Here is a 15,153-nt window from a genome sequence, read left to right on the forward strand (position 1 = left end):
CCTCCCCGTCAACCGAGCCGTCCCGCCAGGTGGACGGTGTCGTGCGTGGCGTGGGACACGGTCGCACCGCCGGGCGCGTTCCCGGGCAGGCCGGCCGGGACGTCCAGGACCCCGGCGTCGAAGCCGTCGACGGCGGCGGCGAGCTCGGCGGCCGGGACCGGGCGGCCGATCAGCCAGCCCTGCAGGAGGCGGCAGCCCAGCGAGCGGAGCACGGCCAGCTGCGCCGGCGTCTCGACGCCCTCGGCGACGACGTCCATGCCCAGGGTGCGTCCGAGGTCGACGACGCCGGCGACGAGGGCGGCGCGGCGCGGGTCGGACTCGAGGCCGGTCACGAAGCCGCGGTCCATCTTGAGGACGTCGACGGGCAGGCGGGCCAGCTGGGTGAGCGAGGAGGCGCCGCGGCCGAAGTCGTCCAGCGAGACGATGCAGCCCAGGTCGGACAGCTCGGCCAGCGTGCTGCGCAGCAGGTCCGCGTCGTCGGTGAACACCGACTCGGTGAGCTCCAGGATCAGCCGGTCGGCCGGCAGGCCGGCGGCCTCCAGCGCCGTCGTCACGTCCTCCACCAGGCAGCGCGCCTGCACGTGCAGCGCGGAGATGTTCACGCCCAGGCGCAGGTCTCGACCGCCGGCGATCAGGCGGGCGTGCTCGGCCGTGGCCGTGCGGATGACCCAGCGCTGCAGCGGCACGATGAGCCCGTCCTCCTCGGCGAGGGCGACGAACTCCTCCGGCGAGACCGCCCCGAGTTCGGGGTGGTCCCAGCGCGCCAGGGCCTCCAGCCCGAGGACGCGGCGCTCGTCGAGGCTCGCCACGGGCTGGTACACGACCCGCAGCTCACCGCGCTCCAGGGCCTGCGGCAGGTCACGGGCCAGCCGGCTGCGCCGGCCGGTCTCCTCCACCAGCGCCTGACCGCAGGCCCGGACGCCGTTCTTGCCGTCGGCCTTCGCGGTGCGCAGCGCCAGGTCCGCCTCGCGCATGGTCGCCGAGGCGTCCCCGTGCCGGCCGATCTCGGCGACGCCGATGCTGGCCGAGACGTGCAGCGGCGGTCCGACGGCGGGCGCCCCGCCGGGCCCGCTCGCGCCGGCGGGGAACCGGTGGGTGCGGTCCAGGCCCCGGACGAGGCGCTCGGCCAGTGCGAGGGCCTCCTCAGGCCCGGAGTCGACCACCAGGGCGAACTCGTCACCGCCCAGGCGGGCCACGAGGTCGCGCTCCCGGGCCGCACCGGACAGGTGTGCGGCGACCTCGCGCAGCAGCGCGTCGCCGGCGTCGTGCCCGGCCACGTCGTTGACCGACTTGAAGCCGTCGAGGTCCAGCAGCAGCAGGCACGAGCGCGCGCCGGCCGGGGCGCGCGAGATGGCGTCGTCCAGGGCGGCCATGAGCCGGGCCCGGTTGGGCAGGCCGGTCAGGAAGTCGGTGTAGGCGAGCCGCTCGAGCTCGCGCTGGGTGGTGCTGCGCTCGGTGACGTCGCGCAGGTGCAGCACCAGGCTGCCCGCCTCCCGGTCCGGCGCGGCGCCCAGGACCTCGACGTCGTGCCACGCCCCGGAGCGGGCGCCCAGCCGGAAGGTCACCGGCAGCTCGACCGCCGATCCGGAGCGGACGGCCGCGACCAGCCGGGCGAGCACCGCCCGGGAGGCGACGTGCAGGAGTGCGGCGAGCCCGCGGCCGGCCAGCTCGTCGGCGCGCCAGCCGAGCTGGGCGGCCACGGCGCCGGAGGCCCAGGTGACCCGTCCGGCCGCGTCCAGGACCAGGGTGACGGCGTCGCCGCTGTGCACCAGGGACCGGAAGCGCCGCTCGGCGTTCTGCAGCCGCCGGGTCAGCCGGTGGGCGTCCAGCGCCCAGAGGAGGGTGCGCACCGACATGAGGCCGACCACGACCAGTCCGCCGACGGCCTCGGCCGTGGAGACGGAGCGGCCCAGCGCGGCGGCGCCGGTGAGCACGGCGAGCAGGACACCGGCCGAGGCCAGCGCGGTCAGCCCGCCCCGCAGAGGGAGGGTGTGGTGCTCGGGCGGCCCGGCCGGCTCACCGGGGTCGGTCGCCGCGCCCCGTGCCGCCGTGGCCAGCGTGCCGAGCCAGACGAGGTCGGCGAGCAGCAGCGGCAGGGGGGCGCCGGTGGCCCGCCCCACCGCCCCGCTGACGGCGACGACCGCCATGCCCAAGAAGGTCACCAGCATCCAGGTCGCCGCGCGCCGGCGGCTCTCGGCGACGGCGGTCACGGGGAGCAGGCCGATGCCGCAGAGCGCGACGGCGACCAGCGGGTAGGCGGTGGCGAGCAGCTCGTCCGCGGCCGCACCGCCCGCGGGGAGGACACCGCCGAGGGCGATGTGGCCGAGCAGCGCGAGGGACGCCGTGAGGATCGACCCGTCCAGCAGCGCGCGGGAGCCGATCCGCCGTCCGGCCCGCGTCGGCATCAGCCAGAGGGCGCCGGCGAGCGCGACGGGGGCGGCCGAGAGCATCGCCAGGTCCTCGATGCCCCCGGTGGACCGGTCCGCCGTGACCCCCCGGAACCCGGCGACCAGCTGGCCACTCGCGAGCAGGGCGCCGGCCACGACGAGCGCGCGCCAGGGCCGGCCCGAGCGGCCACGGAGCCCGGTGGTGAGGCGGGTCACCAGGGCGACGGCGGCCAGCGATCCGGTCGCCAGGCAGGCCGGGACCACCCAGGAGTCCAGCGAGGACCCCGTGAGCTCGGCTGCGGTGCACACGGCGCCGAGCAGGAGCAGCAGGACGCCGAAGGCGGCGGCGCGCGGGCTGGGGTGCGGACGGGAGAGAGTCATCGCGTGCCGACCAGTCCCGGCCAGAGCGTGCCCGCGCCGGACTCGAGGAGCGCGGTGAGCTGTGTCAGCCGCAGCGGGCGGCTGAGCAGGAAGCCCTGGGCGAACCCGCAGCCGAGCCCGCGCAGCACGCCGAGCTGGGCCGGGGTCTCCACGCCCTCGGCGACCACGTCGAGCCCGAGGGCGCGGCCGATCGCGATGACCGACTCGCACAGCGCCCGGCTGCGCGGGTCCCGGTCGACACGGGCGACGAAGTCGCGGTCGAGCTTCAGCACGTCGATGGGCAGCGCGCCGAGGTGGTGCAGCGAGGAGTGGCCGGTGCCGAAGTCGTCGAGGGCGACGTGCACGCCCATCAGCCGCAGGGCCTCGACGTCGACGGCGATCGCGTCGGTGTCGGCGGCCAGAGTCGCCTCGGTGATCTCGAGGATCAGCCGCTCGGGCGCCAGGCCGGTGCACTGCAGCACCGCGGCGACGTCCCCCACGAGGGTGCGCGCGGCGACGTGGGAGGCGGAGATGTTGACCCCCAGCCGCAGCGGCGCATGCCGCACCGGCAGGCCGACCGCCGCGCGGGCGGCCTGCTCCAGCGCCCAGCGCTGGAGGTCACCGATCACCCCCGCCCGTTCGGCGATGGGCACGAACTCCGCCGGCGGGACCTCGCCGAGCTCCGGGTGCCGCCACCGCAGCAGGGCCTCGACGCCGACGACCCGCTGCTCCTCGAGGGAGACGACCGGCTGGTAGGCCACGGTGAGCTCACCGCGGGCGCAGGCGCCCGGCAGGTCCTCGCGCAGCCGCGCCCGCCGCTCGTCGGCCGCGCCCAGGGCGGGCTCGAACCGGCGCGCGCTCCCCCGCCCGGCCTTGCGCGCGGCCCGCACGGCGATCTCCGCGCGGGTCCACACCTCGCCCGGGGACAGGCCGGCCTCCAGCGACACCAGGCCGATGTCGGCGGTCAGGTCGTAGACGCCGGCGGCGGTGGTGATCGGCTGCTCGACGGCCGACAGGCAGCGGTCGGCCAGCAGGTCGGCGGCCCGCGGGCCGCCGGCGGCGAGGACGGCGAAGGCGTCGCCGCCCAGCCGGGCTACCGCCTCGTCGCCGCGGACGGTGACGCGCAGCCGGCGGGCGAGCTCGACCAGGACGGAGGAGGCCAGGTCGCGTCCGGCGTCCTCCCGGACCTCGGCCAGGCCGTCGAGCTCGACCAGCAGCAGCGTCGCCGGCTCGTCGCCGGGGACGGCGGCGGCGAGGTGCTGCCCGATCAGGCGGTCGCAGCCGGCGCGGTTGGGCAGCCCGGTCGCGGGGTCGGTGAAGGCCAGGTCCTCCAGCGCACGCTCCCGGTCGTGCCGCTCGCTGACGTCGCGGCAGTGCAGCACCAGCCCGCGGACGTCGACGTCGGCACGCAGGTCGGACACACCGGCCTCGACGTGGCGCCAGGAGCCGTCGGCGTGCGGGAGCCGCAGCAGGACCAGGGCACCGGCCGGCTCGCCGGGGACGGCGGGATGCAGGGCGCGGGCCACCGGCAGCACGTCGGCGGGGTGGGTGAGGGTGAGCAGGTCCCGGCCGGCGAGAGGTCCGCCGTTCCCGAGCAGGCGGGTGACCGTGGGCGAGGCCCAGGTGACGCGCAGGGCGTCGTCCAGGATCAGCACGGGGTCGCTGCTGGACCGCACGAGGGAGCGGAACCACGCCTCGCTGCGCATGATCCGGGTGCTCAGCCGGGCCTCGTCGAGCGCGGTGACCCAGCGGTGCACACCGGCCAGGGCCACGCACAGGACGGCGCCGACGACCGCTGCCCTGGTCGGGCGCAGGTCGAGCAGCGCGGTGACGCCGACGCCGAGGACGGCGACGAGCATGGCCAGGTGGGGCAGGACCGAGCCCAGCCGGACCGACCGCCCGGTGCGCGGCCGGACCGCGGGGGCGCGGCCCGGGCCGGGGTCCATGCCGGCGGCCAGCGACAGCAGCGCCAGACCCACCACCACCAGGAAGCGGCTGGCGGTGAGCGCGCCGTCGAGTCCGTTCAGGGTCGCGGAGGTGGCGAGGCCGCGGCCGGCGGTCAGGGCCATGGCGGCGCCGAGCAGGACCAGGGCCGTGGGCTGGCGGTGGCTCTCGACGGCGGCCAGCAGGACGAGGGCGGCCACGAGCATCGCCGAGGTGGCGACGACGGCGGCGACGAGCACGAACCGCCCGGGAACGGGGGTGGCCGCCCAGGTGCCCTGGGTGCCGAAGATCAGCAGCAGCATGCCGGTCAGGCAGGCCGCGCCAAAGAGCGCCACCTCCACGACGCCGCGGACGCCGCTGCGCAGGCGCTCGCGGGGCGCCAGGGTGAGCAGCGCGGCGACGGCGAGGACGTAGCCGGGCACGGTCGGCACCCAGCGCAGCAGGACGGTGTCGAGCGGGTCGGTCGGTGCGACCAGCAGGTAGGCGACGAAGGCGGCGACCGGGAACAGCGTCGCCACCACCATGAGCCGCCAGCCGCGGGCCCCCTCCTGGGAGCGCCAGGTCGCGCGGGCGATCCAGGCGGCCGCGCCCACCCCGGCGGTGGCCACGGCCACGTCACCGACGCGGGCGAGGGAGGGCAGGACGGCGGCGACGGCGCACGCCGCGAGCGCCGCTGCGGCACCCGCGAGCAGGGCCCACCTCTGCCTGTCCACACCGCAGGCTTCGGCGGTGCGTGAGGGCGTCTGGAGCCCGGCGCGGGCGGGGTCACCCCTTGGGGGTGCGCCCGCCCGCGCGGGTCAGCGTGCCCCGTTCAGCCGCAGATCGCGCCGGTCGCGGCCGAGCCGACGAGCTTGGCGTACTTGCCCAGCACGCCGGTCGTGTAGCGCGGCGGCAGCGGCTGCCAGCCCTCGCGGCGGCGGGCCAGCTCGTCGTCGTCCACCAGCAGGTCGAGCGTCCGGGTGGCCAGGTCCAGGCGGATCCGGTCGCCGTCCCGCACGAAGGCGATCGGGCCGCCGTCGGTGGCCTCCGGCGCGACGTGCCCCACGCACAGGCCGGTCGTGCCGCCGGAGAAGCGGCCGTCGGTGAGCAGCAGGACGTCCTTGCCGAGGCCCGCGCCCTTGATCGCGCCGGTGACCGCGAGCATCTCGCGCATGCCGGGGCCACCCTTGGGCCCCTCGTAGCGGATGACGACGACGTCGCCCGGCCGGAGCGTGCCCTCGGTGACGGCGTCCATCGCACCCTGCTCGCCGTCGTAGACCCGCGCGGTGCCCTCGAAGACCTCGGCGTCGAAGCCGGCGGACTTCACGACCGCGCCGTCCGGGGACAGCGAGCCGCGCAGGATCGTCAGCCCGCCGGTCTTGTGGATCGGGTCGCTCATCGCGTGGACGATCGTGCCGTCGAGGTCCGGCGGGGCGATCTCGGCCAGGTTCTCGGCCATCGTCCTTCCGGTGACGGTGAGCGCGTCACCGTGCAGCAGGCCGGCGTCCAGCAGCGCCCGGAGGACGACGGGCACGCCACCGACCCGGTCGATGTCGGTCATCACGTACCGGCCGAAGGGCTTCACGTCGGCCAGGTGCGGGGTGCGGTCACCGATCCGGTTGAAGTCCTCGAGGGTCAGCTCGACCTGCGCCTCGTGCGCCATCGCCAGCAGGTGCAGGACGGCGTTGGTCGAGCCGCCCAGCGCCATGACCACGGTGATCGCGTTCTCGAACGCCTCGCGGGTCATGATCTGGCGGGCGGTGATGCCCTTGCGCAGCAGGTTGACCACGGCCTCGCCGGAGGCGACGGCGAACGCGTCGCGGCGGCTGTCGGGAGCCGGCGGGGCGGCGCTGCCGGGCAGGCTCATGCCCAGGGCCTCGGCGACGCTGGCCATCGTGTTGGCGGTGTACATGCCGCCGCAGGAGCCCATGCCGGGGCAGGCGGCCTTTTCGATGGCGGTGAGCTCGTCGCGGGTGATCCGGCCCGCGGCGCAGGCCCCGACGCCCTCGAAGACGTCGATGAGGGTGAGGTCGCGGTCGCCCAGCTTCCCGGGCAACGTGGAGCCGGAGTAGAGGAAGACGGCGGCGAGGTCCAGGCGCGCGGCGGCCATGAGCATGCCGGGCAGGGACTTGTCGCAGCCGGCCAGCAGCACCGAGCCGTCGAGGCGCTCGGCGAACATGACGGTCTCGACGGAGTCGGCGATGACCTCGCGCGAGACCAGCGAGGCGCGCATGCCCTCGTGGCCCATGGAGATGCCGTCGGAGACGGAGATGGTGCCGAACTCCAGCGGGTAGCCGCCGGCGGCGTGCACGCCCTCCTTGGCCCGCTTGGCCAGCCGGTCGAGGGAGAGGTTGCACGGGGTGATCTCGTTCCAGGACGAGGCGACGCCGATCTGCGGCTTCTCCCAGTCGTCGTCGCCCATGCCGACCGCGCGCAGCATCGCGCGGGCGGGCGCCTTGGTGATGCCGTCGGTCACCTCGCGGCTGCGGGGCTTGACGTCGACGGTGGCCGCGCGGGCGTCGTTGGCGGTGGGCTCTGTCTCGACCGTGGTCACGACTCCAGAGCGTAGGCGCCGGGCCCGGGCGAGCCGAGACAGCGCTGATACTGGTATCACCACCACCAGTCCTGGCACCGGGAGGTATCGCCGTGCCCAGCGCCGCCCGCCGCGAGCTCGGCGCCTTCCTGCGCTCCCGCCGCCAGCAGGTCGACCCGGAGACGGCGGGCGTCCCGGGAGCCGGCAGGCGACGGGGGCCGGGGCTGCGCCGCGAGGAGGTCGCGCTGCTCTCCGGGGTGAGCCACACCTGGTACACGTGGTTGGAGCAGGGGCGGGACATCAACCCGTCGCGCCAGGTCGTGGACGCGCTGGCCCGCACGCTGCGGCTGTCGGCCGCCGAGCACGAGTACGTGCTGCGGCTGACCGGGCACCGGGCTCCGGCGCCGGCGTCGGGTCCCGACCGGCTGCCCGGACACCTGCAGCGGCTGCTCGATGCCCTGGATCCCTCGCCCGCCTACGCGATCACCGCGAGCTGGGCGATCGTCGGTTGGAACACCGCTTACGCCCGCTTCTACCCGGGCGCTGCAGCCGCCGCGCCGGCCGACCGCAACCTGCTGTGGCTGGTCTTCACCGACCCGGCGGTCCGCGCCCTGCTCGGTGACTGGGAGACCGACAGCCGCCGGTTCCTCACCCAGTTCCGCGCCGAGGCCGGCGCCCGGCTCAGCGATCCCGAGGTGCTCGCCCTGGTGGCCCGGCTGGAGGCGGCCAGCGAGCACTTCCGTGCGGGCTGGGCCAGCCGGGACGTCGACCGGTTCAGCGCCGGCGAGCGGCGCTTCGAGCACCCGACCGTGGGCACGCTGCTGCTCGATCACCACCAGCTGACGCCTGCCGATGCCCCGGGTGTGCAGCTCGTCGTCTACACGGCCGCCCCGGGCAGCGAGACCGCCGATCGGCTGCGCCGGCTCCGCGAGTGAGCGCGTCTGGGAGCATCGGGAAGCGTGGCCGCCGCCCCCGTCCGTCTGCGCATGAGCCGCACCGCACTGGTGCCCGTCGTCGTGCTGCTGGTCTGCGTCCTGCCGCTGGCTGCAGCTGCGGTGTGGACGCTGGTCTTCCTGCTCATCCCGCTGGTCGCGGCCGCGTGGGTGCTGCGGGTCGGTGTCGACATCGATGACGAGGCCGTGACCGCCCGATCGGTGGTCGGGGCGCGCCGGGTGCCGTGGCGGGAGGTGGCCGGCATCCGCGTCGACGACCGCGCCGGGCTGTGGCTGGTCACGACCCGCGGCACCGAGGTCCGCCTGCCGGTGCTGCGGGCACGGGACCTGCCACGGCTGGCGGCGCTGTCCGGTGGCCGGATCGACGTCCCCGCCCCGCCTCGCGGCTGAGCGGCTCTCCGCCAGGGGCCTGCTCATCGCGCCCCGGCCGCTCGATTCCGCCCCATCCGGCGAGCTGCTCGTCGGGAGCCGCTCAGCAGGGTGCACGTGGACGCCGGGGAGGCCGACACTCCTGCGGCTGCGTTCCCCGTGTATCCGCAGGCTCCGCCCGTCCACCGTGCTGCTCACGTGCTGCTCACGTGCTGCGACTCCTTCTCAGAAGGGTGCGGGTGGGTCGCCGGGGCGGGCCGGTCGTCCGCAGACGGCGAGCCGGATGCGTTCGCGGCGTTGGGTGGGGGTGAGGCGGTACCAGGGGATGTCGTCGCGCAGCAGGTCGTCGCTGGACAGGTCGTCGCTGGCCGGGTCGGCGCCGGTGCCGGTGCCGGTGGGGGTGGGTTGGCTGCCGTCGTCGGTGCCGAAGCGGGGTGGGACGGTGGTGATGGTGGTGCCGCCGGGCAGGGTCCAGACCAGGCCGCCGTCGGAGCAGCCGCTCAGTTGCCAGCCCGGTGCTTGGTGGGACAGCCGGTGGTGGTGCTCGCAGAGGCTTTCCAGGTTGTGGTGGGCGGTGGGGCCCAGCGGGTGGGGAACGCGGTGGTCCAGGTCGCCGCGGCGGGCGCGGGCGCGGCAGCCGGGGAAGCGGCAGCGGCGGTCGCGTAGCCGGACGAACCGGTCCAGTGGGGCCGAGGGGCGGTAGCCGTCGGTGTCCGGTGGTGGGCTCAGCCCGGCGCCGTCGCGGGCTGCTGCGCGCAGCTCGATGCTGTCGGTGAGGGCCAGCAGGCAGCCGGTGAGGTTGTCCACGACGGCGATGCGGGGGCGTTGGGCCAGTGCGGTGTCGGTGAGCCGGCGCAGGTCCAGCAGCGCGGCCAGCGCCTGCCGGGCCCCGGCGGTCGCCGCCTGCCCGGCCGGGCCGGGCGGTGCGGCGCCGGCGGCGGCCAGCGCGGCGGAAGCCCGGGCACCCGCCGCGACCTCCGCCGCGGGAAGACCCGCCGCACCCTCGGCCGAGGTCGAGTCCGCCGGGGCCGGCGCCGGGGGCGCCGGGGTCGGGGGCGCCGGGGCCTGTTCTGCCGGGGTCGGCCCCGTGGGGGTCGGCTCTGTGGGGGTCGGCTCTGTGGGGGTCGGCTCTGTGGGGGCCGGCTCTGTGGGGGTCGGCTCTGCGGGGGCCGGCTCTGCGGGGGCCGGCTCCGTGGGGGTCAGGCCGGTCGAGGTCGGCTCGGCACGAGCGGGCAGGTCCTCGGCGCCGCGGACACGACCGGCTTCGGCGCCACCGCCGCCGGTGCCGCCGTCCTCGCCCTCGGCGTCACCGTCGCCGCCGGTGCCGTCGCCCTCGATGTCGCCGCCGCTACCGCCGCCTGCGCCCTCGGTGTCGCCGCCGCTGCCGCTGCTGTCGCCTCCGGCGGCGGAGTCCGGTCGGGCACCGGTGCCGGTGTCGTGCTCGTCCGAGCCGTCCCCGGCGCGGTCGTCTGCGCCCGGCGCGGCCTCACCCGCCTCGGCCGGCTCGGCCGGGTCAGTCGGATCGCCCGGATCAGCCGCCTCGGCCGGGTCGGCGGGGTCGGCCGGGTCGGCCGGGTCGGTCGGGTCGGCCGGCTGGGTCGGGTCGCTGGGAGTGGTCTGGGTCGTGGGGCGGGGCAGCAGGCCCAGGGTGTGGGCCAGCTCGCGGACCAGCGCCGCCGGCACCGTGTCTGTCTCCAGCTCACCGGGCTCATCGGCGTCGGGCCCGGTCCCGGTCAGCGTGTCCACCGAGGCCACCAGCGTGAGCAGCACCTGCACCGGAGAGCGGCCGGCGGCGTCGGGGCGCAGGATCAGATCGGCCAGGCAGTCGGCCATCCGCTCATCCAGGCTGCGCGGATCCGCCCGCCCCTCCGCGTCGACCGCGCACGCCCGGGCGTGGGCGCGCAGCACCTCCCAGCAGGCCCGCGCCACCGGCGCGGGCAGCCACGCCGACAACACCGCCATCCCGTCCTGCCCGGCCTGGCGGGTCACCTTCCGCTCCCGGATGGCCTGCTCCAGCCGGCGCAGCAACGCATCGGCGTCGATCCGGGCGATCGCCCGCCGGGTGCACTGGCGCAACTGAGTCACCGTCTGCCCCGGCGCCCGCGGCAACACCCGCGCCTCCACCGCCGCCTTCTTGCCCACCGCCACCGGCCGCAGCAACTCCACCAACGCCCGCGCCTGCGCCCAGGAGATGTCCCCGGCCTCCAACGCCGCCAGCGTGCCCGGCAACAGCTCCACCAGCTCCACCGCCTCGACCAGCAACTCCGCCGCGGCCGGCCCGGGCAACCGCAACCGCGCGCCCAGCTCATCGGCGGCCCACTCACTCACCGCCGCCACCACCGCCGGCCGCGCCGCCCGCGACGCCGCCGACGCCGCCCCCACCTCCCCGGGCTGCCGGTCCCAGGCCGCCGGCCGGCACCGGGCGAACGCCGCCACCGCCCGCACCCGCGCCCCGGCCAACTGCGCCAACCCCTGCTCCAGATCCACCGCCACGTCCAGCCAGCCCGCCCCCTCCTCCAGCAACCGCACCCGCCCATCCACCGACGACACGCCAGCCGCAGACGGCACCACCGCGCCGGCCGGCGCACCGACCGCCGCACCGTCAGCAGGCGGCACCTCCACCGCGGGGCCATCGGCGGACACCGCAGAAGACGCGATGCCATCGCCCGACGGGGCAGCGTGCGCGGTTCCTCCCGACAGCGCAGACGCTGACGCGGCCCCACCCGACGAGGTGGACGTGGAAGACGCGGTGGACGAGGTGGACGGCGGGGACGAAGCGGACGTGGAGGAGGCGGGCGATGAGGCGGACGGGGTCTCTGCCGCCGCCGACTCCGCCAGCGCGCGACCGACCGCGGCAACCAGCGCGCCGCTCCCGTGCGGGTGGAACGCCTCCAGGATCCACTGACCCGGTGGCCGGCGGACCTCCCAGCGACTGTCCGCCAACCCCTCGACCAACTCGCCCACGGCAACCTCGACCGGCGACAGGACACCGTCACCGTCAACCGCCGACGCCTCGTACACGTGTTCGATACTAGCGCCTCGACGGGCGCCTGACCAGCAAAGACGCTGTTGTGGATGAACCAGCTCCCTGTGGACGTCCACGCGCTCCCCGTCCGAGCCGACGGGCACGCTGGCCCTCATGGCACCCCCTCACGCCGCCCGACCACCCGACGACCGGTTCCCCGCGCCGTCGGCGTCGCCCCCGGCGGGCACGCAGCGCACGTACTGTCTGAGGCGTGAGGCGGGAGCGCGGACGACGGGCGTCCCGGCTGGCCGGCACGCTCCTCCTGGCAGCCGTGGTCGCCGGCTGCGGCAGCGACGACAGCTACGAGCCGTCCGGCGATTGGCGGCCACTCCCCGAGGGCGCACCTCCCCAGGTGGCCCCGCCCACCGAGGGCCGGGTACCGCCGCCGCCCTCCGGACCTCCGTCGGGCCAGCCGGGCGAGGGCGCACAGGACCCGAACGTGGTGGCAACGGACCTGGACGTGCCCACCGGACTGGTCCTGCTCCCCGATGGCACCGCCCTGGTGGCCGAGCGGGAGACGGGCCGGCTGCTGCAAGTCTTCCCCGACCGGTCGCCGGCCCGGGAGATCATGGTGGTCCCCGGCGTCGACACCGCAGGGGACGGCGGCCTGTTCGGGCTGGCGCTCTCCCCCACCTTCGACGAGGACGGTCTCGTCTACGCCTACCTGAGCACCGCCACGGACAACCGGGTGGTCCGCTTCCCGCTCAGCGGCGGTACTCCGAACGCCGTCCTCACCGGCATCCCGCGCGGCGAGGTGCACAACGGCGGCGCACTGCTGTTCGGCCTGGACGGCTCGCTGTACGTGGGAACCGGGGACACCGGTGACCCGGCGCTGGCACGGGATCCGGCGTCGCTGGCGGGAAAGGTGCTGCGCATCGACGTCTTCGGCCAGCCGATCGGTGACAACCCCGTGCACGGCAGCGGTTTCAGCAACGTCACTGCGCTCTGCCTGGGCGGCGACGAATCGCTCTACGCCACCGACGACCCGGGACAAGGGCCCGACCTGCTCGGCGAGGTCGTCGAGGGCGGCAGCGCACCGGACGCGGTGCAGGACATCGACGGCGCTGCGGGCGGCCTGGCCGGGTGCGCCGTCGCCGGACCGACGATCCACCTCGGCGCGCTGGAGGGCCGGCGCATCTACTCCGTCACGCTCGACGGCGCCGGCGTCCCCGTGGCCGAGCCCGAGGAGTTGCTCCCCGACCAGTACGGCCGGCTGCGCACCGTCGTCCTGGAACCGCAGACCGGCGCCCTGTGGATCACGACGTCCAACCGCGACGGGCTGGGCCAGCCCGCCGAGGACGACGACAAGGTCCTGCGGATCCTGCCCCCGGGGGCGTCCGGGGAGGACAGCCCGCTGTGAGTTCGGCAGCGGGGTGTGATCTGGGTGGGAAAAATCGCCATCTACTCCGCGGCCCAGGTCAGCGCGCCCGGCCGCTCTGCGTGGCACAGCGCGGTGACCTGAGGATACGGTCCGGCCGTGAGGTTCTGGCGACCGCTTGAGGAGACGCCAGCGTGGACGGCGAGCCGCGCGGCACAGGGGTTCTACCTGTTCTGCGTCGTCTTCTTGATCGCAGGCTTCGTCGCGTCGTTCACCGTCGGGGTGGAGTCCGCGTGGATACGGCCGTTCGCGGCCGTACTCACCGGCCTTGCCGCGCTCATGCTGGTGGCGCTGTTCGTTCGGTCGCTGCACGTTCGCCGCTACTACGACGAGGCCGGCGGCCACCACGGAGGACCCGAGGCGTAGAAGCCTGTGACGGGTTTTCCCACCCAGATCACACCCCGCTGCCGAACTCAGCCCGCTGTGACGTCGTCGGCCTCCCGGCCGACAGACGCGGTCCGGTGCCGTCCCCCCGGGCGGGCCGCACCGGACCCGGCGAAGCCCTGCCGGGCCCACCACCGGATCCGGCCGTGCTACCCGACGACGCGCTCCTCGAGCATGCGCCTGACCGTGGCCGCATCCGCCTTGCCGCGGGTGGCCTTCATGACCGCGCCGACCAGCGCGCCGAGAGCCTGCACCTTGCCGCCGCGGACCTTCTCGACGACATCGGGAGCACCCGCGATCGCGGCCTCGACCGCCGCGACCAGCTCGTCGGACTCGCCCATGACGGCCAGGCCGCGATCCGTCACCACCTGCCGCGGATCGCCCTCGCCGGCCAGCACGCCGTCGAGCGTCTGGCGCGCGAGCTGGTCGTTGATCGTGCCCTCGCCGACCAGCGCGGTCAGCTCGGCCACCTGGGCCGGGGTGACCGCGAGCTCGCCGAGTTCCACGCCGGCGTCGTTAGCCCGCCGCGCGAGCTCGCCCAGCCACCACTTGCGGGCGTCGGCCGGGGACGCCCCGGCGGCCACCGTGTCGGTCACCAGGCCGAGCGCGCCGGCGTTGACCAGCCACGCCATCTCGGTGGGCGACAGCCCCCACTCCTCCTGCAGGCGGGCGCGGCGGGCGGCCGGCAGCTCGGGCAGGCCGGTGGCGAGCTTCTCCACCCACTCGGTGTCCGGCGCGAGCGGCACCAGGTCGGGTTCGGGGAAGTACCGGTAGTCGGTCGCCTCCTCCTTGCTCCGGCCCGGCGAGGTGCTGCCGGTGTCCTCGTGGAAGTGCCGGGTCTCCTGCAGCACCCGCCCGCCGGCGTCCAGGACGGCGGCCTGCCGGCGCATCTCGTAGCGCACGGCTCGCTCGACCGAGCGCAGCGAGTTCACGTTCTTGGTCTCGGTGCGGGTCCCCCACTCCAGGCTGCCGATCGGAGCCAGCGACGTGTTCACGTCGCAGCGGAGGCTCCCCTGCTCCATGCGGACGTCGGAGGCGCCCAGGGCCTGCACGATCTCCCGCAGCTCGGTCACGTAGGCGCGGGCGACCTCGGGGGCCTTGGCGCCGGCGCCCGGGATGGGCCGGGTGACGATCTCCACCAGCGGGATGCCTGCACGGTTGAAGTCGACCAGCGAGTGGTCGGCCCCGTGGATCCGTCCCGTCGAGCCGCCGACGTGCAGGTTCTTGCCGGTGTCCTCCTCCAGGTGCACGCGCTCGATCTCGACCCGGTACGTCTGGCCGTCGACCTCGACGTCGAGGTGGCCGGCGGTGCACAGCGGCTCGTCGTACTGGCTGGTCTGGAAGCCCTTGGGGATGTCCGGGTAGAAGTAGTTCTTCCGGGCGAAGCGGGACCACCCGGCGATCCGGCAGCCCAGCGCCAGGCCGATCCGGATCGTGTGCTCGACCGCGGCGGCGTTGGCGACCGGCAGCGAGCCGGGCAGCCCGAGGCAGACCGGGCAGGTCTGGGTGTTGGGCTCGGCACCGAAGGCGGTGGCGCAGCCGCAGAACATCTTCGAGGCGGTGCCCAGCTCGACGTGGGTCTCCAGGCCGATGACCGGCTCGTACCGGGTGAGCACCTCGTCGAAGTCGACGAGGCGGTCGCCGGTCTGGGTGGTGGTCACGGTGTCGTGTCCCCCTTCGGGAGGGACCGGCCGGTGATCCAGGCGCCGGCCCCGGTGAGCAGTCCGAGGACGATGAAGACGGCGAAGACGACCTCGCCGGTGAGGATCCAGAGCACCGCTCCGGCGACGACGACGAATGCCGTCAACGCCCACGCGGCCTTCAGCGGCCCGTTCACGAGC

Annotated in this window: 10 protein-coding genes; 4 read left to right on the forward strand and 6 right to left on the reverse strand. The window is 75.7% G+C overall.

The annotated features are described in order from the left end of the window. Nucleotides 1-8: 8 nt before the first annotated feature. From ACK586_RS07250 to ilvD, 3 genes are all read right to left on the reverse strand, one after another. Nucleotides 9-2,768, reverse strand: coding sequence for a putative bifunctional diguanylate cyclase/phosphodiesterase (locus ACK586_RS07250; protein WP_409329786.1), 2,760 nt, complete (start codon nt 2,766-2,768; stop codon nt 9-11). Next, nucleotides 2,765-5,404 carry a putative bifunctional diguanylate cyclase/phosphodiesterase gene (locus tag ACK586_RS07255; RefSeq protein WP_409329787.1) on the reverse strand — a complete coding sequence of 880 codons (2,640 nt, stop codon included), beginning with the start codon at nt 5,402-5,404 and terminating at the stop codon, nt 2,765-2,767. Before ACK586_RS07255 ends, ACK586_RS07250 begins: the two co-directional genes overlap by 4 nt. 98 nt (nt 5,405-5,502) lie before the next feature. Next, nucleotides 5,503-7,224, reverse strand: coding sequence for a dihydroxy-acid dehydratase (ilvD, locus tag ACK586_RS07260; RefSeq protein WP_409329788.1), 1,722 nt, complete (start codon nt 7,222-7,224; stop codon nt 5,503-5,505). Nucleotides 7,225-7,316: 92 nt separating this feature from the next. Here ilvD and ACK586_RS07265 point away from each other — a divergent pair, with 92 nt between their 5' ends. After that, nucleotides 7,317-8,138 (forward strand): helix-turn-helix transcriptional regulator, encoded by an 822-nt coding sequence (locus tag ACK586_RS07265; RefSeq protein WP_409329789.1) that lies wholly within the window; start codon nt 7,317-7,319, stop codon nt 8,136-8,138. Nucleotides 8,139-8,189: 51 nt separating this feature from the next. Further along, complete coding sequence (locus ACK586_RS07270; RefSeq protein ID WP_409329790.1) at nt 8,190-8,546, forward strand: PH domain-containing protein; 357 nt, start codon at nt 8,190-8,192, stop codon at nt 8,544-8,546. A 204-nt stretch (nt 8,547-8,750) separates the two neighbouring features. Here ACK586_RS07270 and ACK586_RS07275 read toward each other — a convergent pair whose 3' ends face one another. Next, nucleotides 8,751-11,054, reverse strand: coding sequence for an HNH endonuclease signature motif containing protein (locus ACK586_RS07275; protein ID WP_409329791.1), 2,304 nt, complete (start codon nt 11,052-11,054; stop codon nt 8,751-8,753). A gap of 707 nt (nt 11,055-11,761) precedes the next feature. Here ACK586_RS07275 and ACK586_RS07280 point away from each other — a divergent pair. Both ACK586_RS07280 and ACK586_RS07285 read left to right on the forward strand, forming a co-directional pair. Next, nucleotides 11,762-12,910, forward strand: coding sequence for a PQQ-dependent sugar dehydrogenase (locus tag ACK586_RS07280; protein WP_409329792.1), 1,149 nt, complete (start codon nt 11,762-11,764; stop codon nt 12,908-12,910). 117 nt (nt 12,911-13,027) lie between these two features. Then, the gene (locus tag ACK586_RS07285; protein ID WP_409329793.1) at nt 13,028-13,294 is read left to right on the forward strand and encodes a hypothetical protein; all 267 of its coding nucleotides are present in this window, start codon (nt 13,028-13,030) and stop codon (nt 13,292-13,294) included. Nucleotides 13,295-13,461: 167 nt separating this feature from the next. Here the strand turns inward: ACK586_RS07285 and gatB are convergent, their stop codons facing one another. Both gatB and ACK586_RS07295 read right to left on the reverse strand, forming a co-directional pair. Further along, a complete protein-coding gene (gene gatB, locus ACK586_RS07290) occupies nt 13,462-14,973 on the reverse strand; it encodes an Asp-tRNA(Asn)/Glu-tRNA(Gln) amidotransferase subunit GatB (protein WP_409329794.1) in 1,512 nt (503 codons plus the stop codon). Next, nucleotides 14,970-15,149, reverse strand: coding sequence for a hypothetical protein (locus tag ACK586_RS07295; protein ID WP_409329795.1), 180 nt, complete (start codon nt 15,147-15,149; stop codon nt 14,970-14,972). Before ACK586_RS07295 ends, gatB begins: the two co-directional genes overlap by 4 nt. Between the last annotated feature and the right edge of the window lie 4 nt (nt 15,150-15,153).

The organism is Trujillonella humicola (assembly GCF_046233715.1).
Taxonomy (GTDB): domain Bacteria; phylum Actinomycetota; class Actinomycetes; order Mycobacteriales; family Geodermatophilaceae; genus Trujillonella; species Trujillonella humicola.